15 protein-coding genes, 2 rRNA genes and 1 pseudogene (1 of these 18 running past the window's edge) are annotated in these 21,596 nt (G+C 51.7%); all 18 read left to right on the forward strand.

What is annotated here, in order from left to right:
- A 23S ribosomal RNA gene (locus NYR52_RS01945) occupies positions 1–2,824 on the forward strand; it begins 214 nt to the left of the window's first position.
- An 82-nt stretch (positions 2,825–2,906) separates the two neighbouring features.
- Positions 2,907–3,021, forward strand: a 5S ribosomal RNA gene (gene rrf / locus NYR52_RS01950).
- A gap of 867 nt (positions 3,022–3,888) precedes the next feature.
- Positions 3,889–4,122: pseudogene (locus tag NYR52_RS16690) on the forward strand (hypothetical protein); the annotation flags it as partial.
- 401 nt (positions 4,123–4,523) lie between these two features.
- Positions 4,524–5,364, forward strand: a protein-coding gene (locus NYR52_RS01955; protein WP_375163159.1) for an IS5 family transposase whose coding sequence is annotated in 2 segments (ribosomal slippage) — positions 4,524–4,859 and positions 4,861–5,364 — 840 coding nt in all. Because the reading frame shifts where the segments join, the coding sequence is not laid out codon by codon here.
- A gap of 721 nt (positions 5,365–6,085) precedes the next feature.
- Complete coding sequence (gene ggt / locus NYR52_RS01960; RefSeq protein ID WP_259436712.1) at positions 6,086–7,780, forward strand: gamma-glutamyltransferase; 1,695 nt, start codon at positions 6,086–6,088, stop codon at positions 7,778–7,780.
- A 447-nt stretch (positions 7,781–8,227) separates the two neighbouring features.
- Positions 8,228–8,716: a 5-(carboxyamino)imidazole ribonucleotide mutase gene (gene purE / locus NYR52_RS01965; protein ID WP_054095606.1), complete on the forward strand. Its 489-nt coding sequence runs from the start codon at positions 8,228–8,230 to the stop codon at positions 8,714–8,716.
- Positions 8,713–9,903: a 5-(carboxyamino)imidazole ribonucleotide synthase gene (gene purK, locus NYR52_RS01970; RefSeq protein ID WP_259436175.1), complete on the forward strand. Its 1,191-nt coding sequence runs from the start codon at positions 8,713–8,715 to the stop codon at positions 9,901–9,903. The genes purE and purK overlap by 4 nt, the downstream gene beginning before the upstream one ends.
- Positions 9,904–9,987: 84 nt before the next feature.
- Positions 9,988–11,283: an adenylosuccinate lyase gene (gene purB, locus NYR52_RS01975; RefSeq protein ID WP_132223294.1), complete on the forward strand. Its 1,296-nt coding sequence runs from the start codon at positions 9,988–9,990 to the stop codon at positions 11,281–11,283.
- A gap of 129 nt (positions 11,284–11,412) precedes the next feature.
- Positions 11,413–12,123: a phosphoribosylaminoimidazolesuccinocarboxamide synthase gene (gene purC / locus NYR52_RS01980; RefSeq protein WP_259436176.1), complete on the forward strand. Its 711-nt coding sequence runs from the start codon at positions 11,413–11,415 to the stop codon at positions 12,121–12,123.
- Position 12,124: 1 nt separating this feature from the next.
- Positions 12,125–12,376, forward strand: a complete 252-nt coding sequence (gene purS, locus NYR52_RS01985; protein WP_022735629.1) for a phosphoribosylformylglycinamidine synthase subunit PurS — start codon at positions 12,125–12,127, stop codon at positions 12,374–12,376.
- Positions 12,377–13,060 carry a phosphoribosylformylglycinamidine synthase subunit PurQ gene (purQ, locus tag NYR52_RS01990; protein WP_132223301.1) on the forward strand — a complete coding sequence of 228 codons (684 nt, stop codon included), beginning with the start codon at positions 12,377–12,379 and terminating at the stop codon, positions 13,058–13,060. It begins immediately after the preceding gene.
- Complete coding sequence (gene purL / locus NYR52_RS01995; RefSeq protein WP_259436177.1) at positions 13,050–15,335, forward strand: phosphoribosylformylglycinamidine synthase subunit PurL; 2,286 nt, start codon at positions 13,050–13,052, stop codon at positions 15,333–15,335. Before purQ ends, purL begins: the two co-directional genes overlap by 11 nt.
- Complete coding sequence (gene purF / locus NYR52_RS02000; protein WP_132223306.1) at positions 15,299–16,720, forward strand: amidophosphoribosyltransferase; 1,422 nt, start codon at positions 15,299–15,301, stop codon at positions 16,718–16,720. Before purL ends, purF begins: the two co-directional genes overlap by 37 nt.
- On the forward strand, positions 16,717–17,739 hold the full coding sequence (gene purM / locus NYR52_RS02005) for a phosphoribosylformylglycinamidine cyclo-ligase (protein ID WP_132223309.1): 1,023 nt from the start codon (positions 16,717–16,719) through the stop codon (positions 17,737–17,739). The genes purF and purM overlap by 4 nt, the downstream gene beginning before the upstream one ends.
- Positions 17,736–18,326: a phosphoribosylglycinamide formyltransferase gene (gene purN / locus NYR52_RS02010; protein ID WP_132223312.1), complete on the forward strand. Its 591-nt coding sequence runs from the start codon at positions 17,736–17,738 to the stop codon at positions 18,324–18,326. The genes purM and purN overlap by 4 nt, the downstream gene beginning before the upstream one ends.
- Positions 18,327–18,374: 48 nt before the next feature.
- Positions 18,375–19,919 (forward strand): bifunctional phosphoribosylaminoimidazolecarboxamide formyltransferase/IMP cyclohydrolase, encoded by a 1,545-nt coding sequence (purH, locus tag NYR52_RS02015; protein WP_259436178.1) that lies wholly within the window; start codon positions 18,375–18,377, stop codon positions 19,917–19,919.
- Between the two features lie 75 nt (positions 19,920–19,994).
- Complete coding sequence (locus tag NYR52_RS02020; protein ID WP_132223318.1) at positions 19,995–20,273, forward strand: hypothetical protein; 279 nt, start codon at positions 19,995–19,997, stop codon at positions 20,271–20,273.
- A 62-nt stretch (positions 20,274–20,335) separates the two neighbouring features.
- On the forward strand, positions 20,336–21,595 hold the full coding sequence (gene purD / locus NYR52_RS02025; protein WP_259436179.1) for a phosphoribosylamine--glycine ligase: 1,260 nt from the start codon (positions 20,336–20,338) through the stop codon (positions 21,593–21,595).
- The last annotated feature ends 1 nt before the right edge of the window (position 21,596 follow it).

Genomic DNA, 21,596 nt, shown 5'->3' on the forward strand with positions numbered 1-21,596 from the left:
AGGAAGAGAAAGCAAACGCGATTCCCTGAGTAGCGGCGAGCGAAACGGGAACAGCCCAAACCGATGGCCTTGTGCCATCGGGGTTGTAGGACGTCTCACACGGAGTCACAAAGGGAGCGAATAGGTGAACTGGTCCTGGAAAGGCCGGCAATATAAGGTAACAGCCCTGTAACCGAAATTCGTTCCCCTCCGAGACGGATCCTGAGTACCGCGGGACACGTGAAACCCCGTGGGAAGCTGGGAGGACCACCTCCCAAGGCTAAATACTCCCTAGCGACCGATAGTGAACCAGTACCGTGAGGGAAAGGTGAAAAGCACCCCGGGAGGGGAGTGAAAGAGAACCTGAAACCGTGTGCTTACAACCAGTCGGAGTCCCCTTGAGGGATGACGGCGTGCCTTTTGTAGAATGAACCGGCGAGTAACGGTTGCGTGCAAGGTTAAGGTGAAAAGCTGGAGCCGCAGCGAAAGCGAGTCTGAACAGGGCGCTTCAGTACGTAGTCGTTGACCCGAAACCGGGTGATCTACCCATGTCCAGGATGAAGTTCCGGTAACACGGAATGGAGGTCCGAACCTGTTGGTGTTGAAAAACCATAGGATGAGGTGTGGGTAGGGGTGAAATGCCAATCGAACCCGGAGATAGCTGGTTCTCCCCGAAATAGCTTTAGGGCTAGCCTCGGATCAAGAGTCATGGAGGTAGAGCACTGATTGGGCTAGGGGCCCCCACAGGGTTACCGAACTCAGTTAAACTCCGAATGCCATCGACTCATGTCCGGGAGTCAGACTGCGAGTGCTAAGATCCGTAGTCAAGAGGGAAACAGCCCAGACCACCAGCTAAGGTCCCCAAGTAATCGTTAAGTGGCAAAGGATGTGGAGTTGCCCAGACAACCAGGATGTTGGCTTAGAAGCAGCCACCATTCAAAGAGTGCGTAATAGCTCACTGGTCAAGTGACTCTGCGCCGAAAATGTAACGGGGCTAAACGATTCACCGAAGCTGTGGATGCCGCCACATTCACTCTGTCTTTCATGATCGTCGGCGAAGGACATTTGCCGAAAACATCTTTTCGGCTAAATGCCATAGCGAAACGATGTGTGGAAGCTGGAGTGAATGCGGTGGCATGGTAGGGGAGCGTTCCAAGCAGCAGCGAAGCTGCTTCGTGAGAAGTGGTGGAGCGCTTGGAAGTGAGAATGCCGGTATGAGTAGCGAAAAGAGGGGTGAGAATCCCCTCCACCGTAAGCCTAAGGTTTCCTGAGGAAGGTTCGTCCGCTCAGGGTTAGTCGGGACCTAAGCTGAGGCCGAAAGGCGTAGGCGATGGACAACAGGTTGATATTCCTGTACCACCTATTTTCGTTTGTACGATGGGGGGACGCAGGAGGGTAGGGAATCGCGCGACTGGAAGTGCGCGTCCAAGCAGTGAGGCCGAAAGGATAGGCAAATCCGTCCTTTCTACAGGCTGGGCTGTGATGGCGAGGGAAATCATCAGTACCGAAGTTCCTGATCTCACACTGCCAAGAAAAGCCTCTAGGAGAAAATAGGTGCCCGTACCGCAAACCGACACAGGTAGGCGAGGAGAGAATCCTAAGGTGCTCGGGAAAACTCTCGTTAAGGAACTCGGCAAAATGACCCCGTAACTTCGGGAGAAGGGGTGCCCCGGTAGGGTGAAAGCCCGAGGGGGCCGCAGTGAAGAGGTCCAGGCGACTGTTTAGCAAAAACACAGGTCTCTGCTAAGCCGCAAGGCGATGTATAGGGGCTGACGCCTGCCCGGTGCTGGAAGGTTAAGGGGAAGGGTTAGCGCAAGCGAAGCTCTGAACCGAAGCCCCAGTAAACGGCGGCCGTAACTATAACGGTCCTAAGGTAGCGAAATTCCTTGTCGGGTAAGTTCCGACCCGCACGAAAGGCGTAACGATCTGGACGCTGTCTCAACGAGAGACCCGGTGAAATTGTACTGCCAGTGAAGATGCTGGCTACCCGCGACAAGACGGAAAGACCCCGTGGAGCTTTACTGTAGCCTGATATTGAATCTAGGTACGACTTGTACAGGATAGGTGGGAGTCTGAGAAGCCGGAGCGCCAGCTTCGGTGGAGACGCCGGTGGGATACCACTCTGGTCGTATCGGGGTTCTAACTCGCCGCCGTCACCCGGCGGGAGGACCGTGTCAGGTGGGCAGTTTGACTGGGGCGGTCGCCTCCTAAAAAGTAACGGAGGCGCTCTAAGGTTCCCTCAGCGCGGTCGGAAATCGCGCTCCAGAGTGCAAAGGCAGAAGGGAGCTTGACTGCGAGACCTACAAGTCGAGCAGGGACGAAAGTCGGACTTAGTGATCCGGTGGTTCCGAGTGGAAGGGCCATCGCTCAACGGATAAAAGCTACCCCGGGGATAACAGGCTTATCTCCCCCAAGAGTCCACATCGACGGGGAGGTTTGGCACCTCGATGTCGGCTCATCGCATCCTGGGGCTGTAGTAGGTCCCAAGGGTTGGGCTGTTCGCCCATTAAAGCGGTACGCGAGCTGGGTTCAGAACGTCGTGAGACAGTTCGGTCCCTATCTGTCGTGGGCGTAGGAAATTTGAGAGGAGCTGTCCTTAGTACGAGAGGACCGGGATGGACGCACCTCTGGTGTACCAGTTGTTCCGCCAGGAGCACCGCTGGGTAGCCAAGTGCGGACGGGATAAGCGCTGAAAGCATCTAAGCGCGAAGCCCCCCTCAAGATGAGATTTCCCATTCCCCTGTGGAAGTAAGACCCCTTGTAGATGACGAGGTTGATCGGTCCGGGGTGTAAGCGTAGCAATGCGTTTAGCTGACGGATACGAATCGGTCGAGGGCTTATCCTACTTCATCTCTTCATCTTGCAACACGCTTTATTCCAATCTAATTTTCAGGGTGTGGTTCACACCTTGAAACAACAACATAACGTCTGGTGATGATGGCGGAGGGGATCCACCCGTTCCCATACCGAACACGGAAGTTAAGCCCTCCAGCGCCGATGGTACTTGGGCTTAAGCCCTGGGAGAGTAGGTCGTTGCCAGGCTACCAACCCCCACTTCAGAATGAAGTGGGGTTTTTGCTTTGTTTTGCATTGGTAAATGGCTTCATCATGTGGCATTGCCAGTGCCAAGGGGCAGAGTTGTTCGGAAACAAGGTCATTCTTGTTCATTCAGCAATACCCAGCTCATTGGTTACCATTCGGAGCCTTAGGACAAGGAAGAGAAATGGTCTCATGTACATAACTTCGTTGCATGGGTGGATAAATTTGGAGTTGCTTCGTTTCCCGTATCTAGGCGTTGAGCTAATCATTGAGGTGCCGAAGCTCATCGTATCGCCGAGATCATGCAAAGACACATATTTACATATTTTCCACATCTCATCTATGAAACGGATCAAAAATAAATTCGTTCTAGCGAACCATACCTATGGTGCAAAAAACAATAAGCATGATTTGTAGTGGAACGACCTATTTTAATCACTGAAATAGACATGGAGATGTTGTGGTACTGACTGATAACGCTGATGTAGTGTAATGGCGTGTTCGGGAATCAAGTCAACCAATCGGGTACTGACGTAAACCCCTATAGGCACTGGCGTTCATTTAGGAAACTGGATGGAGTTATCTATAGAGTGGATTTGATCATTTAAATCCGAAAGATTGTTCAAAGATCATACTAGCTACTAACATAATAAAAGGAGATTAATGTCACTAACAATCTGGTATAAAAAGTAGATTTTGGACGGATATTGAGAAATTCTCTATGAAAGGGCTACGACTATCTTAGTTACGGGTTTTATTATGAGTGCAATCGATGGTTCAATGGCTAGAGTCATTTTGAGAGCAAGTGACAAGGTGTTTAATCTGCATATGACGGAAGTAATAAATCTTTTCGAGGTGTAAGATGAGTGGGTATTTATCATCATTGGAATGATTTTAATAGGTTTGGGAATATTTATGCGCCGAAAAAAGGTAGAAGAAGTGAGAGAAATGATGAAATTCGACCTTAATCCAACTAGCTTTTTCAAGATGATTGGATATTTCCTGGTTGTAAAGTTGCCTCCTATTTTTACGGGAATTTATTTCATTTTACTTGGTATCTGCCTGATCATTCTTATGTTGTTTCTTGCATATTATCAAATATAAGAATGGGGAATTCGCTCTGGGGTTATTCACTCACAGGGCTTTTTCATTTTGCTTTGCTCCCTATCACTCGCCGAATGATCTCTCAACCCACAGGGGATCTAGGTGATGATAGATCGTTAACTAGATACAAAATATCTTGCTGACCAAACCTATATGTAGTCGGACAAGGAAGTAAGAGCGGAATGATTGATATCTAGTTGTAGCAGCTTTTCTGCATCCCAAAATAACACACAGCCAGTCTAAGATGTTTGCTTTGTTCGTGGTCATGATCGGGTGGTATTGCTGATGCAAGCATGGATGATTGATGCGAGCTGTGGGCAACCCAGCTAGGGCGTGTCTGGTGAATCCATCATGATTTCCTGTTAGAATGTTCATAACAACAAAAGCAAGGAGACATCATGATGAGACGGCGTTATGAGATTACAGATGAGGCTTGGGAAAAGATCGAGCCTTTATTGCCTTCGAATGGGAAACGAGGCGGACAGTGGAAAGACCACCGAACCATTTTGAACGGAATCCTGTGGAAGTTTGGGACGGGAGCTCCCTGGCGGGATCTGCCTGCACGTTATGGTTCTTGGAAAACTTGCTACTATCGTTTTACACGTTGGCAAAAGGATGGGACGTGGGATCGCTTGCTTAAGCATGTTCAGACTTACTCCCACGCCGTTTCCGATGTCGATTGGGTTGTTTTCGTTGACAGCACGATTGTCCGAGCTCATCAGCACGCCGCAGGCGCGCCGAAAAAAGGGGGACCCTCGCTTCCAGAATGAGGCACTCGGACGAAGCCGCGGAGGTCTGACGACCAAAATCCATCTTGCTTGTGACGGAAAAGGTCGACCGCTTGCTTTTACAATCACTCCCGGTCAACAGCATGACTGTACCCAATTACAAGCATTACTCGATTCCATTTCCGTTCCCTGTTTGGGAAAAGGAAGGCCTCGCAAGAGGCCGGATCATCTGATTGCCGATCGCGGCTACAGTTATCCGTCTTGTCGTCGATTTCTTCAAAAACGTGGGATTTCCCATACCATCCCCGAACGCAGAGATCAGGCGGAGCGTCGGGCCAAAAAGCCGGGGCGTCCTCTGACCTTCAACAAAGAACAATATTCACGCCGAAACGTGATTGGACGCTGTATTAACCGCCTGAAGCAATGGCGTGGCTTCGCCACTCGTTATGAAAAACGGGCGGTTTATTTTTGTGCCGCCATTACCTTGATTTCCTTGATCATGTGGCTCAATTAATCATTCACCAGACACGCCCTAGTCATCTAGTCAGCCAACAGATTGGGAAAGCCAGTCAAGTTGGCAGAAGAGGATGGATGTTTAGCGAGATGAGAGATGGTGAGACCAGTCCTTATAAGTGCCGGCACAGTCAGTTGCTATGGATGTTTTAAAAATGAGGAGCCATGCTTTTTTGATTGGATTGAGGTGTGGTTTGAGGAAAAAATGGACGTGAATGCCGGCCATTTGTAAGATTGTTTAGGAATAAGGATGAAGATAACAATTAAAAAATCAAGAAGGAATTATTATCTGTAAATTTAGAATAAAATTTTTATAATAGATGGATTATAAGGTGGATGAACGAAATGGCGACGTTGTTGGCTATCCCTTGTGTGTATCTGACAAATTAGGCTGATGGATGGGGATGCTGATAAAAATCTAACACGCTGATGGGCAAGTAATACGATGCGATAACCGGCTTGGAGCAGTTGGCTCATACATCAGACACATCTTATCCCCACTTTGTCATGCACAGAAATGCGGTGATCACGCTTTTGTGTTCTTTCTTGTAAGGGGTGCTGCCAACTTGGCTGTGAATGAACGGCAGGCACGCCGTCGCTTTTTTCGTCATCCACACGTGAACCTCTATGGTGGAGCCATCGACCAAACACGAGGAGGGATTTATTTGCGGCTTCGGAAAGTGTGCTTTGCCATTGGGTTAAGTCTACTTCTCGTCTTGGGTATGACTGTCGAATCGCCAGCCAAGTCAATGAAACGGGATGGACAGGACTTAACGGCGGGAGACGGGATAGCAACTGGCAAAACCGGAATGGTGGTGACAGCCCATCCTTTAGCATCAAAGGTGGGGGCAGATGTGTTGCGCAATGGGGGCAATGCAGTGGACGCGGCAGTAGCCATTCAATTTGCTCTTAATGTGGTGGAGCCAATGATGTCTGGCATCGGCGGTGGCGGATTTATGATGGTTTATAATGCAGATAGGAGACAGGTAAGCATTGTCGACAGCCGTGAACGGGCACCTATGTCGGCCCACCCCCGGATGTTTCTGGACGAAAATGGAAAGGAAATCCCCTTCTCCGTCCGTGCGCATGAAGGGTATGCTGTCGGCGTTCCCGGCACATTGAAAGGGCTTGATGTAGCGCTTAACCGATGGGGTACCCGTTCTCTGGAGGAGTTGATCGATCCGGCGATCCGGTTGGCGGAAAAAGGAGTTAGGGTGAACCGAACGCTGGCCCGATCCATCGCTGAGAATCAGGAATGGCTGTCCCGCACCGCTGCACGCGATTTATTTGTGCCTGATGGGAAACCCTTACAAGAAGGGGATTGGTTGGTGCAACGCGACTTGGCCCGCACGTTTCGCTTGATTAAAGCGCGAGGGATTGATGCGTTTTATGGTGGGCCGATTGGAAAAGCACTTGTTAAGGAAGTGAACAAGCGGAACGGAGCAATGGCGTTATCCGATTTGGTGCGATATGAAGTAACCATGGACAAACCGCTCTGGGGATCGTTGCATGGGGTAAAAGTGGCTACCATGCCTCCGCCAAGTTCAGGAGGTGTGGCAGTTCTTCATATCTTAAAGCTGTTGGAACAAGTGGATGCCAAGGATGTGGATTTGCGTTCTGCAGAGAAGTACCATCTGTTCGCCGAAGCAATGCATCTAGCTTATGCCGATCGGGCCGCTTATCTGGGAGATCCCGAATTTGTCGATGTTCCTATCAAAGGAATGCTGGATTCGCGTTATATCGCCGAGAGAGCCGCACTGATCAACAGGGAGCAAGCTAACAAGGATGTGAAACCGGGTGACCCTTGGAAGTATGAAAAAGAAAAGGGGATGAGGTCGAACGTATGGGAGGATCACGAAAACGGACAGACCACCCATTTTACGGTGGCTGACCGTTGGGGAAATCTGGTGTCTTACACCACCACGATTGAACAGGAATTCGGTACGGGCATCATGGTTCCGGGATATGGTTTTTTCCTAAACAATGAGCTGACCGATTTCGACGCTAAGCCGGGAGGCCCCAACGAAGTGCGACCGAATAAACGACCGCGGAGCAGCATGGCTCCCACCATAATATTTCAAAACGGAAAACCGCTGATGACGGTGGGGTCACCTGGAGGAGCGACAATTATCGCGTCTGTCTATCAGGTGATATTTAATAAGCTGGGCAAGGGGTTGGATTTGAAGCAGGCAATTGAAGAGCCACGCATCTACAGCGCTCGTTATCCCACCATCCGTTGGGAAAAAGGGGTTCCTGATCAAGCGCGGGAAGAGTTGACGCGAATGGGCCACCGCTTTGAAAGCGAGCCAACGGAGATAGGCAATGTAAACGCGATTTGGATTGACTGGAGAAAAAAACGGTATTATGGAGCTGGAGATTCATCGCGCGATAGCACAGCCATTGGACTAAATCGGTAAAAAGTCCCCCTTCCGCAAGTACGCTTGTGGGGAGGGGGGGTTTTTTGGCACCCGGAGTTCCGAAAATGACATGGCCGCTAACCAGAGGGGATCATCTGATTGACATGCATTAACAGGAAAACCTTTATCGATCATTTTCGTTTCATTGGGGAATGTTCATGAATTTATTTAGCTTAACGCTTTCATGGCCGATATACAACAGAAAATCACATATAAACACGAACACTGGTTGTTGATGATTGGTTAATGTTCGTTTTTACCGTTGACTTTTTCACAGGTTCATTGTTACACTGGATATGTGGTTGAGGAGGAAATCTCACATCCACATCATCGTCTGTAGAAAGTTGGATGAAGCTAAGCCTAAGTAGTAGACTTCTATCACTCGCATCTAAGAAAGGCTGTTGATTAGGCTTGTCTTCATCAAGAATAGATAGAAGGAGACGGATCATGGTGAAACCAAAAGTTGGAGTCATAATGGGGAGCACTTCAGATTGGCCGACGATGCAAAAGGCATGCGACGTATTAGCCGAGTTAGAAATTCCGCACGAGGCGAAAGTCGTTTCCGCTCACCGGACACCGGATGAGATGTTTCAATACGCGGAAACGGCGGAAGAGCGCGGCATTGAAGTAATTGTCGCTGGTGCGGGTGGTGCGGCGCATCTGCCAGGCATGGTCGCTTCAAAAACGGTTTTGCCGGTGATCGGAGTACCGATCAAGACATCCGCTCTAAACGGGATGGATTCTTTGCTTTCAATTGTGCAGATGCCAGGGGGTGTTCCGGTTGCAACCGTGGCCATCGGCGATGCCGGGGCGGTCAACGCCGGATTGCTCGCGGCGGAAATGTTGGGCATTCAAGACAAAGCGCTGCGCGAGCGTTTAGCCAAACGGCGTGAACAAATCCGTAGTCGTGTGCTAAAGGAAAGTGAATTGAAATGATTGAGACGATGAAGCAAAAGACAGCGGGCTTAATCAAGCCCGGCCAGACGATCGGCATTTTGGGAGGCGGGCAACTGGGGCGCATGGTGATTCTCGAGGGGCGAAAGTTGGGATACCGCTTCGTCACATTGGACCCAGCGGCTGACTGCCCCGGAGGCCAAGTGTCCGACCGGCATGTAAGCGCCCCTTACGATGATCAGGAGGCAGCACGCCGCTTGGCAGAAGCCGCTGATCTGATCGTGTATGAATTTGAAAACATCGACCCGGAGATCGTTAAAAAGCTGGAACAGCAAACGCTGGTTCCGCAAGGTAGCCGCTTGCTTGAATTGACGCGACATCGCCTCATGGAGAAGCAAGCGCTCACTCGGGCTGGCGTTCCGGTGGCACCATATGTTGCCGTTGAAACAGAAGCCGACTTGCGGCAAGCTTTGGCTGAGTTGGGGCTTCCGGCTGTGTTGAAAACAGCGACAGGCGGATATGATGGCAAAGGCCAGTGGATGCTAAAAACAGACCAAGACGTGGCCGCATTGCCAGCTGAGCTGTTTCAGCAAGGGAAAACCTTGGTTTTGGAGCAATTCATCCCTTTCCAAAAAGAATGTTCGGTCGTGGTGGCACGAAGTGTTCACGGTGAAGTGAAAGCTTTTCCGCCCTCTGTCAATTTGCACCGTCATCATATCCTGCATATGTCGGTGGCTCCCGCCCCTCTGGCTGAAGGCGTGGCTGAACGGGCTGTGCGCCTAGCTGAGCAGGTGGCTGACTCGCTTGGGGTAGTGGGATTGGTGGCTGTAGAAATGTTTGTGCTCGCGTCTGGCGAATTGCTCGTCAATGAGCTGGCACCGCGTCCGCACAATTCCGGCCATTATACGTTTGACGCTTGCCTCACGTCCCAATTTGAGCAATTTGTACGAGCTGTCGTCGGATTGCCGTTAGGGCCGACTACGCTTACTTCCCCGGCGGTGATGGTGAATATTCTGGGGGAGCATGGCGAAGCATTTAACCAAGCATACGGCTCGTTGCCCGGACAGGTGAAAGTGCACTGGTATGGCAAGGAGATAGCGAAAAAAGGACGCAAGATGGGGCATGTCACGGTGGTGGATGATTTGGAGAGCGCAATCGCGTGGATCGACGCGTCGGGAATCTGGCCACCTTTGACGGAACAAGAAAAAAAGGTTATTTATGATAGATAATCATTTTTGCAGTCGGTATACGTGCCGACGGTGAAATGGTTGTTAGTAAGCAATGAGGTTTTCTTAAAAAGGTGGGACAAGCAAATGATCGAACGTTATTCACGCCCAGAGATGGCAAAGATCTGGACGGAACAAAACAAATTTGAGGCTTGGTTGGAAGTAGAAATCCTGGCCTGTGAAGCATGGGCGGAGCTCGGCGTCATCCCCAAGGAAGATGTGGCGCAGATCCGTAAGAACGCCAAGGTGAACATTGATCGGGTGCATGAGATTGAACAAGATACCCGGCATGATGTGGTTGCCTTCACCCGTGCGGTGTCAGAAACGCTTGGGCCGGAATCCAAATGGGTCCACTACGGTCTGACTTCGACGGACGTCGTCGACACGGCGCTTTCTTATCTGCTCAAACAAGCCAACGAAATCCTGCTCAAAGATATTGATAACTTAATCGAAGTGATCAAAGCGAAAGCGGAAGAACACAAAACGACGGTGATGATGGGCCGGACGCACGGCGTACACGCGGAACCGACGACTTTCGGGCTCAAGATGGCGCTGTGGTATGCGGAGATGAAGCGCAATCGGGAACGCTTCGTACGGGCGATGGAAACGGTGCGTGTGGGCAAAATCTCCGGCGCGGTAGGGACGTACGCCAACATTGATCCGTTTGTAGAAAAGTATGTGTGCGAGAAGCTGGGTCTTGAGGCTTCGCCGATTTCCACACAAACCCTGCAACGCGACCGTCACGCCGAATACATGGCGACCTTGGCACTGATCGCCACATCGCTTGATAAGTTTGCGACGGAAATCCGGGGCTTGCAGAAGAGTGAGACCCGCGAAGTGGAAGAGCCCTTCAGAAAAGGACAAAAAGGATCTTCGGCGATGCCGCATAAGCGAAACCCAATCGGTTGCGAAAATATCAGCGGATTGGCCCGCGTAATCCGTGGACACATGGTTTCTGCTTATGAAAACGTACCGCTGTGGCATGAACGGGATATCTCGCATTCGTCGGTTGAACGGGTAATTCTCCCTGACGCAACGATTCTGCTCAACTACCTGCTTAACCGGTTTGCCAACATCGTGCGCGATCTCACCGTCTTCCCGGAGAATATGAAACGGAACATGGAGCGCACCTTCGGGTTGATTTATTCGCAACGCGTGCTTCTCAGTCTGATCAACAAAGGGTTGAAACGGGAAGAGGCTTACGACCGTGTGCAACGCCTTGCCATGCAAGCGTGGGAAGAGCAACGACCGTTCAAACCGCTTGTTGAAAGCGATGAGTTGATTTCCAAGACGTTGTCTCCGGAAGAGATCGAACAATGCTTTGATTACAGCTACCATTTGTCGCAGGTGGATACCATTTTTGCGCGTCTGGGCTTGAAGTGACCATCTGTTTCATGGTGCGGGCATAAAACCGCATGATTTACAATCAGCTCTTATCAAGGTGCATGGGGGGAGACGCACACTGTGCTCTTCTCCTCAGCATCCACTTTTCTGCTAAAGGGGCGACCAGCTGTGAGACCAGGAGATATGCTGTACGAAGGAAAGGCGAAACAACTGTTTTTGACGGAAGACAGTGCGGTGTTGCGGGTGAAATACAAAGATTCGGCCACTGCCTTCAACAATCAGAAACGGGCCACCTTGGAAGGCAAGGGGGAAATGAACAACCGCATCAGCACGTTTTTCTTCGAGTTGCTGAATAAAAAAGGGATTGCTAACCATTTTATCAAGGCAATTTCGCCACTTGAGCAATTGGTAAAAAGAGTAGAAATCATCCCAATTGAGGTGGTTGTTCGCAATATTGCGGCGGGAACCATGGCGAAACGATTGGGAATTGCTGAAGGAACCAAACTGAAACACACGATTGTCGAATTTTATTACAAGGATGACGCGCTGGGCGATCCGTTGATTACGGAAGAGCATATCTCCGTTCTGGAGTTGGCGACGCCAGAGCAAGTGGCCCAACTTCGTGAACAGGCGCTACGAGTGAATGAAGTGCTGTCCGCGTTTCTGTTGGAACTAAATATCATCCTCGTCGATTTCAAGCTGGAGTTTGGTGTGGATGGGGATGGAAATGTTTTGCTCGCTGACGAAATTTCTCCAGACACCTGCCGTTTTTGGGAAAAGGAAACCGGCGAACGGTTGGATAAAGACCGTTTCCGCCGCGACATGGGACAAGTTGTGGAAGCTTATCACGAAATCTGGAATCGTTTGGGAGGAAAATAATATGTTTAAAGCGACGATTTATGTCACCTTGAAGGATAGCGTATTGGACCCACAAGGGGTTGCGGTCAAAGGTTCATTACACACACTGGGATTTGAAGGCGTGCGTGATGTGCGGATCGGCAAGCGGGTGGAAGTGCTCTTGGAATGCGAAAGCCGCGCAGAGGCGGAGAAACAAATCAAAGAGCTGAGCGAAAAAGTGCTGTCCAATCCAGTGATCGAGAATTTCACATTTGAATTGGAAGAGGTGGCGTAAGTGCGGTTTGCCGTTCCTATTTTTCCGGGTTCCAACTGTGATTATGATTGCATCCACGCCGTTGAAGACATTTTGGGTGAACCGGTAGCCCCGGTTTGGCACCATGACACGGATCTGTCCTCCTTTGACGCAGTCATCCTGCCGGGAGGGTTCTCCTATGGTGATTATCTGCGTTGCGGGGCGATCGCCCGTTTTTCTCCCGTGATGGCGGCGGTGAAGGATGCGGCTGCGGCGGGTAAGCTGGTCATCGGGATTTGCAACGGGTTTCAAGTGTTATGTGAATCAGGGCTTCTGCCAGGCGCGCTTATGCGCAACAACCACCTGAAATTCCGTTGCGACATCCAACCGATTCGGATTGAGAACAACCAAACGCCGTTTACGTGCGCTTATGAAGACGGTCAGGTGATCCGCATTCCGATCGCCCATGGCGAAGGCAACTACTACTGTGATGAAGCGACATTGGCTGAACTGAAAGCGAACAACCAAATCGTATTCCGCTATGCGGGGGAAAATCCCAATGGGTCTGTGGACGACATTGCCGGAATTTGCAACAAAGCTGGCAATGTGTTGGGCATGATGCCGCATCCGGAACGGGCCATTTTTGACTGGATGGGCTCGGACGATGGAAAGTATCTCTTCAAATCCATGCTTCAATACTGGAAGGAGAATAGCCGTGCGGTCTGAACAAACAGTAGTCGAGCGTGTGGGCTTGGAGCCTACACCGGAGATCATTCGCGAGCAAAAGTTATATCGAGAAATGGGCTTGACTGATGCAGAATACGACCAGGTATGCGGTCATTTGAACCGTCTGCCGAACTGGACGGAAGTGGGCATCTACAGCGTAATGTGGTCGGAGCACTGTAGTTATAAGAATTCCAAACCGCTGTTGAAGAAGTTTCCGACGGAAGGGCCGCGGGTGTTGCAAGGTCCGGGCGAAGGAGCCGGCGTCATTGATATCGGTGACGGGCAAGCGGTGGTCTTCAAGATCGAGAGTCACAACCATCCTTCAGCGATCGAGCCTTTCCAAGGAGCAGCCACAGGCGTTGGCGGGATTATTCGTGACGTGTTTTCCATGGGTGCGCGCCCGGTAGCTTTGTTGAATTCCTTGCGTTTTGGCGATTTGCGCAATCCGCGGGTGCGTTACCTGTTTGAACAAGTCGTGGCTGGAATTGCTCATTACGGCAATTGCATCGGGATTCCCACGGTTGGCGGTGAAGTGGTTTTCGATGGAGACAGCTATGAGGGCAATCCGTTGGTGAATGCGATGTGTGTGGGTATACTCAACCATGATGAATTGCAAAAAGGCGTTGCGATCGGCGTAGGAAACCCTGTGATTTATGTAGGCGCAAGCACCGGTCGGGATGGGATTCACGGAGCCACGTTTGCATCAGAAGAACTTAATGAGTCATCCGAAGAGAAGCGTCCGGCTGTGCAAGTGGGCGATCCCTTTATGGAGAAGCTCTTGCTGGAAGCTTGTTTGGAAATGGTGCAAAAAGGCATTTTGATCGGGATTCAGGACATGGGTGCGGCAGGGCTTACCTGTTCCAGCGCGGAGATGGCGCAAAAAGGTGAGCACGGTCTTGAGATGAACCTCGATTTGGTTCCGCAGCGCGAAGAGGGCATGACCCCTTACGAGATCATGCTGTCCGAGTCGCAAGAACGCATGCTCTTGGTGGTAGAAGCTGGCCGGGAGGATGAAATCAAAACCATTTGCGACAAATGGGGCTTGCAATCGGCTGTAGTAGGCCGCGTAACCGAAGGCAACCGGTATCGCTTGTTCCATCAAGGCAAATTGGTGGCAGACATCCCGGTTAATACGCTGGTGGATGATGCGCCAGTTTATGTGCGTGAAGAACGCGTCCCTCAATATTATGAGGAAAACGCAAAACGACGCCCTGAGGAGGAGCTGGCAGATGTTGATCCGCAAGCTGCGTTGACGAAAGTGATGTCTTCGGTCAACATCGGTTCCAAACGCTGGGTGTATGAGCAGTATGACCATATGGTTCGCACCAGCACCGCGGTTCGTCCCGGTTCGGATGCGGCGGTAGTGGTGATTCGTGGTACAGAGAAGGGGTTGGCGATGTCCACGGACGGAAACGGCCGTTATGTTTATCTTGATCCGGTGCAAGGGGGACGCATCGCCGTGGCGGAATCTGCCCGCAACGTCGTGTGTTCCGGAGCGGAGCCGCTTGGTATCACGGACTGTCTCAATTTTGGTAGCCCCGAGAAGCCAGAAGTTTATTGGCAACTTTCCAAGGCGATCGATGGCATGGCGGAAGCGTGCCGGGTATTGGAAACGCCTGTCGTTGGCGGAAACGTCAGCTTGTATAACGAAACGAAAGGCAATCCGATATACCCCACCCCGGTTGTGGGTATGGTCGGTTTGGTACAAAAGCGTGAACACATCACCACGCAAGCATTCAAAGAAGATGGGGATGTCATTCTGCTGTTGGGTGACACCTATGCCGAATTGGGCGGAAGTGAATTGCAACATGTAGTGACTGGACAAATTAGCGGCCGCCCGCCTGTCTGCGATTTGCAAAAGGAATTGGCTGTGCAACAGACGGTCTTGGCAGCGATTCGCAGCGGTTGGGTAAAATCGGCGCACGATGTTAGCGAAGGCGGTATCGCTGTGGCTCTGGCAGAAAGCTGCATCAGCGGCAACCGAGGAGCGGCGGTCAGCCTGGAAACGGATTTGGCTCCGGTTGTCCATCTCTTCAGCGAAAGCCAATCCCGCGTCATCTTGAGCGTAAAGGCGGACGCTGTGGCAGATGTGATGAAGCTGGCTGAAGCCAAAGGTGTAGCTTGCCAGCAGATGGGCACCGTGACGGAAAAAGAAGAGCTCATCATCCACATCAATGGTGAGCGGGTGATTCAGCAGGATGTTGCATATTTAAGCAAACAGTGGGAGGAAGCTATTCCATGCGCGATGAAAGCATCTTCGACCTCGACGAACTGAATGAAGAGTGCGGCGTCTTTGGAATTATCGGCCATGCTGACGCCGCTCAACTCACATATTACGGTTTGCACGCTTTGCAACATCGCGGCCAAGAGAGCGCAGGCATTGTGACGACTGACGGCCATAAGTTTTCGGTGCAAAGGGGCACCGGCTTGGTGACGGAAGTGTTTAATAACAACAATATCAAGCAACTGCTTGGGTCCACCGGAATTGGTCACGTGCGTTATTCGACCACGGGCGGCACCGGCCTTGCCAACGCACAACCCTTGGTGTTTAAATACGCCAAAGGGGAATTGGCGATTGCGACCAACGGGAATTTGGTTAACGCCAAAAAGTTGCGTCGTGAATTGGAAGAGTCGGGTTCCATTTTTCAAACGACGACTGACACGGAAGTGATCGCGCACCTGATCGCCCGATCTTCGGCCCCCAACATCGTGGAGGCGGCTAAAGAGGCGTTGAATCAGTTGGTGGGAGCATATGCGCTGATGATCATGACCAATGATACTTTGATTGTGGCGGAAGATCCTCATGGTTTGCGCCCCTTGTCAATGGCCAAGATGGGGGAGGCGACCGTTTTCTCTTCGGAGACTTGCGCGTTTGACGTGATCGGGGCGGAGTTTGTACGCGACATCGAGCCGGGTGAAATGCTGGTTTTTGACGCGGAGGGGATGCGGACGACGACCTTCGCACCCAAAGCGGAGCGGGCTATTTGCTCGTTTGAGCACGTTTATTTCGCTCGCCCGGACAGCAATGTCGGCGGTGTCAATGTTCATGCGGCTCGTAAACGAATGGGCCGAATCTTGGCTGAGGAAGCACCGGTTGAAGCAGATGTGGTTACGGGTGTGCCCGATTCCAGCACTTCAGCGGCAATCGGTTTTGCTGAAGCAACCGGTATCCCGTATGAGTTAGGGTTGATCAAGAACCGTTATGTGGGCCGGACGTTTATTCAGCCGAGCCAAGAATTGCGCGAGCAAGGGGTTAAGATGAAGTTAAGCGCCGTGCGCGGGGTTGTGGCCGGCAAACGCGTAGTGATGGTGGATGATTCCATCGTACGCGGAACGACCAGCCGCCGCATTGTCAACATGTTGCGCGAAGCTGGCGCGACGGAAGTGCATGTGCGCATCAGCTCACCCCCGGTCAAAAATCCGTGTTTCTATGGCATCGACACACCAGATCGGGAGCAACTGATCGCCGCCCAAAAAACAGTGGAAGAGATTCGGCAGGAGATTGGGGCCGACTCCCTCACTTTTATCAGTGTGGAAGGCATGTTGCGTGCGATCGGCCGTCCGGCGAGTGAGCGAAACCGTGGCCACTGCATCGCTTGCTTCACCGGGGAATACCCCACTGTGCTTGAAGATGAGTTGGTATTGGAGGGGAAACGATGAGTGAGGCGTATAAAGCGGCTGGTGTCGATATCGATGCCGGCAATGAAACCGTGGATCGCATTAAAAAGCATGTCGCCCGTACCATGAGGGATGAGGTACTGGGAGGATTGGGCGGGTTTGGCGGCTTGTTTGCCCTCAAATCATACAAGGAGCCAGTGCTCGTGGCTGCGACCGATGGCGTTGGTACCAAGTTGAAAGTGGCTTTTGCGCTAGATCGCCACGATACGATCGGGATTGATTGCGTGGCCATGTGTGTAAATGACTTGGTGGTACAAGGCGCAGAGCCGCTCTTTTTCCTCGACTACCTGGCAACGGGAAAATTGGCTCCAGCACAAGCGGAAGCGGTGGTCAAAGGGATTGCCGACGGGTGCGTCGAAGCCGGATGCGCGCTCATCGGCGGTGAGACGGCGGAGATGCCGGGCATGTACGCCAAAGGCGAGTATGATGTTGCTGGCTTTTGCGTCGGTGTCGTTGAACGCGATCGCGTGTTGACGGGTGCTGCCATTCGCCCTGGGGATGCGTTAATCGGTTTGGCATCCAATGGCTTGCACAGCAATGGCTATTCGCTGGCGCGCAAAGTGTTGCTGGATGATGGTCGCTACCCGTTTGCGACGGAAGTACCGGGAACTGAGCAAACATTGGGCGAGGCGATGTTGGCTCCGACAAGAATCTACGTGAAAACATTCCTTGAGCTGATGCAACAGTTCCAAGTCAAGGGTGGTGCCCACATCACCGGCGGCGGGTTGATAGAGAACGTGCCGCGCATGTTGCCTGAAGGATGCCAGGCGCAGCTTGACAAGTCTTCTTGGGAAGTGCCGGGGATTTTCCGTTGGATCGAGGAAGCAGGCCAAGTGTCTGAAGAAGATATGTTCCGCACCTTTAACATGGGTGTGGGTATGGTTATCGCGGTGCCGGCCGAGGAAGCAGAAGAAGCGGTACGTGTGGCGCAGGAGCTCGGCGAGCAAGCGTTTGTTATCGGTCGGGTGGCAGAGGGAGCGCGGGAAGTGGTCTGGGCATGAGCATCGCTGTGTTTGCTTCAGGTAGTGGCAGCAATTTTGAGAGATTGGTAGAGGTCTCGCGAGACCAAAAGTGGCCGGTGCCCATCCGGTTGTTGGTATGCGACAAGCCGGGGGCGAAGGTGTTGGAGCGGGCCGAGCGGCTGGGTATTCCCGCTGTTTGTGTCAGCCCCAAGACATTTGCTGATAAAGCGGCTTATGAAACGTTTGTGCTTGCTGAACTGGACAAGCATGGTATCGAGTGGATTGTGCTGGCGGGTTACATGCGGTTGATCGGTTCCACTTTGCTTGATGCGTATCCATGGCGGATTGTGAATATCCATCCATCTCTGCTGCCGGCCTTTCCAGGCAAGGATGCGATCGGGCAGGCGTTTGCTTACGGAGTGAAGGTCTCAGGTGTAAGTGTCCATTTGGTCGATGAGGAGATGGACACCGGACCGCTTCTGGCGCAGGTTCCTGTTTTGCTGGAAGAAGATGATGATTTGGAGAGTTTTACTACCAAGATTCATCAGGCTGAGCACCGTCTTTATCCGGAAGTGGTTTATCGATGGATCACCGGCGCCATTAAAACGCCGGACATGAAAGGCTAACAGTCATTTCAAAAACCCTCTGACATGAGGGATGGGGAGGATTTGCAGGTGGGTATTCGTCGCGCGTTGATCAGCGTTTCAGATAAAACCGGGATTGTCTCATTCGCCAAACAGTTGGCTGAACTGGGGATCGAAATCATCTCCACCGGAGGTACGCACCGTGTGCTGGAAGAGGCGGGCGTTCCGGTTACGGGTATTTCGGAAGTGACTCATTTTCCGGAGATCATGGATGGGCGAGTTAAAACGTTGCATCCGAAAATTCATGGCGGACTCTTGGCGATCCGCGATTTGCCTTCGCATCTCTCTGCGATGGAGGAAAACGGGATTGAAGCAATTGACCTCGTTGTGGTCAATCTATATCCATTCCAGCAGACGATTCAAAAGCCGGGCGTCACAGTGGAAGAAGCCATTGAAAATATTGATATCGGCGGTCCATCCATGGTTCGTTCCGCCGCCAAGAACCATCAATATGTCACCGTTGTGGTCGATCCTGCGGATTATGAAGAAGTGATCGCGCAATTGCAAAAGGATGGCAGCACGAGCTTGGAGACACGTCGCCGGTTGGCTGCTAAGGCATTTGGGCACACGGCGGCATACGATGCGTTGATTGCCAATTATTTCAACGAATTGCTCGGCATCACCTTCCCAGAGCAGTTGACTGTCACCTACAACAAACAGCAGGCGTTGCGGTATGGTGAAAATCCGCATCAGCAAGCCGCTTTTTATCGCGAACCGCGGGCGGCAGCAGGTACCATCGCCTCCGCCAAACAATTGCACGGCAAAGAGTTGTCTTATAACAATATCAATGATGCCAACGCTGCTTTGGAATTGGTTCGCGAATTCAGCGAACCGGCTGTCGTGGCGGTGAAGCACATGAACCCATGTGGAGTGGGGATCGGTGAGACCATCTCGGCCGCTTACCTAAAAGCGTATGAAGCCGATCCGGTGTCGATTTTCGGGGGCATTGTGGCGGCAAACCGTCCCATCGACAAAGAGACGGCGGAACAAATGAAAGGAATCTTCCTTGAAATCATTCTTGCTCCTTCCTTCACACCAGAGGCACTAGAGCTGTTAAGCACGAAAAAGAATTTGCGGTTGCTGGAATGGGGTGACAGCTCGCTGACTGAACCGGCGGCTGGCCTCAAAGTGCAGACGGTGGGCGGGGGAGCCTTGGTGCAAGAAGCTGATCTGGGGCAAGTGACGCAGGAACAGTGTGAGACAGTTACAGAGCGTGCGCCGAGTGAAGAAGAGTGGAAACAGTTGCTCTTCGCTTGGAAAGTGGTTAAACACGTGAAATCCAATGCGATTGTGGTCGCCAAAGATTCCCGCACTTTGGGAGTGGGCGCAGGTCAGATGAATCGTGTTGGTTCGGCAGTGATCGCGCTCAACCAAGCTGGAGCAGAAGCAAAAGGTGCCGTACTGGCGTCCGATGCCTTTTTCCCGATGAAAGATACGGTAGAACAAGCCGCGAAAGCAGGAATCACGGCGATCATCCAGCCAGGTGGTTCGATTCGGGATCAAGAGTCGATCGATGAAGCGAACAAACACGGCATCACCATGGTTTTCACCGGCATGCGCCATTTCAAACACTAAGAACCTTCTTGCCATGTATCGAGGGACCCTTCTGATGCGTATACTATGACAAAAACACTGACGGAGGGTTACCCTATGCGGATATTTGCTTGGGCCTTTGGTTGGATGGTTTTTGCAGTATGTTTGACGGGCATCACATCGTATTTGACATACGATTTTAATTTACAGATTTGGCAAGCGCATCTGCGCACAGCCAGCGGCATTTTCTTTATGATCGCGCTGATCGTTGGCGGGGTGTTGACCACTGATGCGGCCTACCGCAGTCGAAAACGGTTTTTTTACCGGGAAGAGTGGTCCTTCATCTGTTTGTTGGTGACAGTGGGATTGTTCGGATTAAGTTTGATCTTGTCCTGATGCGTTCCTGGCTTTAGATGCGGGGTTCGGGGTGATAAAAGAGAGATGGGAGGGGACAAGCAATGCGAATCCTGGTGATCGGCAATGGCGGACGGGAGCACGCCATTGTATGGAAGTTGAAGCAGAGTCCCAAAGTGACGGAGATTTATTGTGCACCGGGCAATGGAGGCATTGCCGGACTGGCCACATGCGTACCGATTGCAGTGGAAGATGTGGACGGTTTGGTCGCTTTCGCGCAAGAAAAGCGAGTGGATCTGACAGTCGTGGGGCCTGAAGTGCCTCTGTTGCTAGGTGTGGTTGATCGGTTTGAACAGGAAGGTCTCAAAGTGTTCGGCCCACGCAAGCAAGCCGCGTTGATCGAGGGGAGCAAACGGTTTGCGAAAGAATTGATGCAAAAATATCACATTCCCACAGCCGCGTTTGCTTCCTTCACTGATGCAGAGAAAGCGAAGGCTTATGTGCGTAAGCAAGGTGCTCCCATCGTGATTAAAGCCGATGGCTTGGCTGCGGGCAAAGGGGTAGTCGTAGCGCAGACGGTGGCCGAGGCAGAACAGGCGATTGCCGATGCGATGGAAGAGAAGGTGTTTGGTGAAGCGGGGAACGAAGTGGTCATTGAGGAGTTTTTAAGCGGGCAGGAAGTTTCGCTGATGGCTTTCTTAGACGGGAAGACAGTGAAGCCGATGGTGGTCGCGCAAGATCACAAGCCGGTGTATGACAACGACCAAGGACCGAACACCGGAGGCATGGGCACGTATTCACCTGTTCCGCAAATCCCGGAAAAAGTGGTGCAAGAAGCGATCGACACCATTATTTGGCCGATGCATGAAGCTTTTTGTAATGAAGGGATAGAGTATAAAGGGGTATTGTATGCCGGTCTGATGATTACCGCGGATGGGCCCAAAGTCATAGAATTCAACGCCCGATTTGGTGATCCGGAAACACAAGTTGTGTTGCCGCGGCTTAAGACCGACTTGGTTGAGGTGATGGAAGCGGTCATTGCTGGCACATTGGACGAGCTATCCCTACAATGGAGTGAGCAGGCTGCTGTCTGTGTGATTTTGGCAGCGGGTGGTTATCCCGGTTCATATGAAAAAGGGTTGCCGATTACCGGTTTGGATGAGGTGGGGGAAGACACGATGGTATTCCACGCCGGAACCAAACAGCAAGAAGATGGAGTCGTTACTGCTGGCGGACGCGTGCTGGGCGTGACTGCGACAGGAGCCGATATTGGGAAAGCGCGAGAAAAAGCTTATCAGGAGTTGGCCAAAATTTCTTTCAAGGATATGCATTATCGCACTGATATTGCGGCCAAAGCGTTATAAT

It is taken from the genome of Laceyella sacchari, assembly GCF_024927925.1.
In the GTDB taxonomy this organism is placed as follows: Bacteria; Bacillota; Bacilli; order Thermoactinomycetales; family Thermoactinomycetaceae; genus Laceyella; species Laceyella sacchari.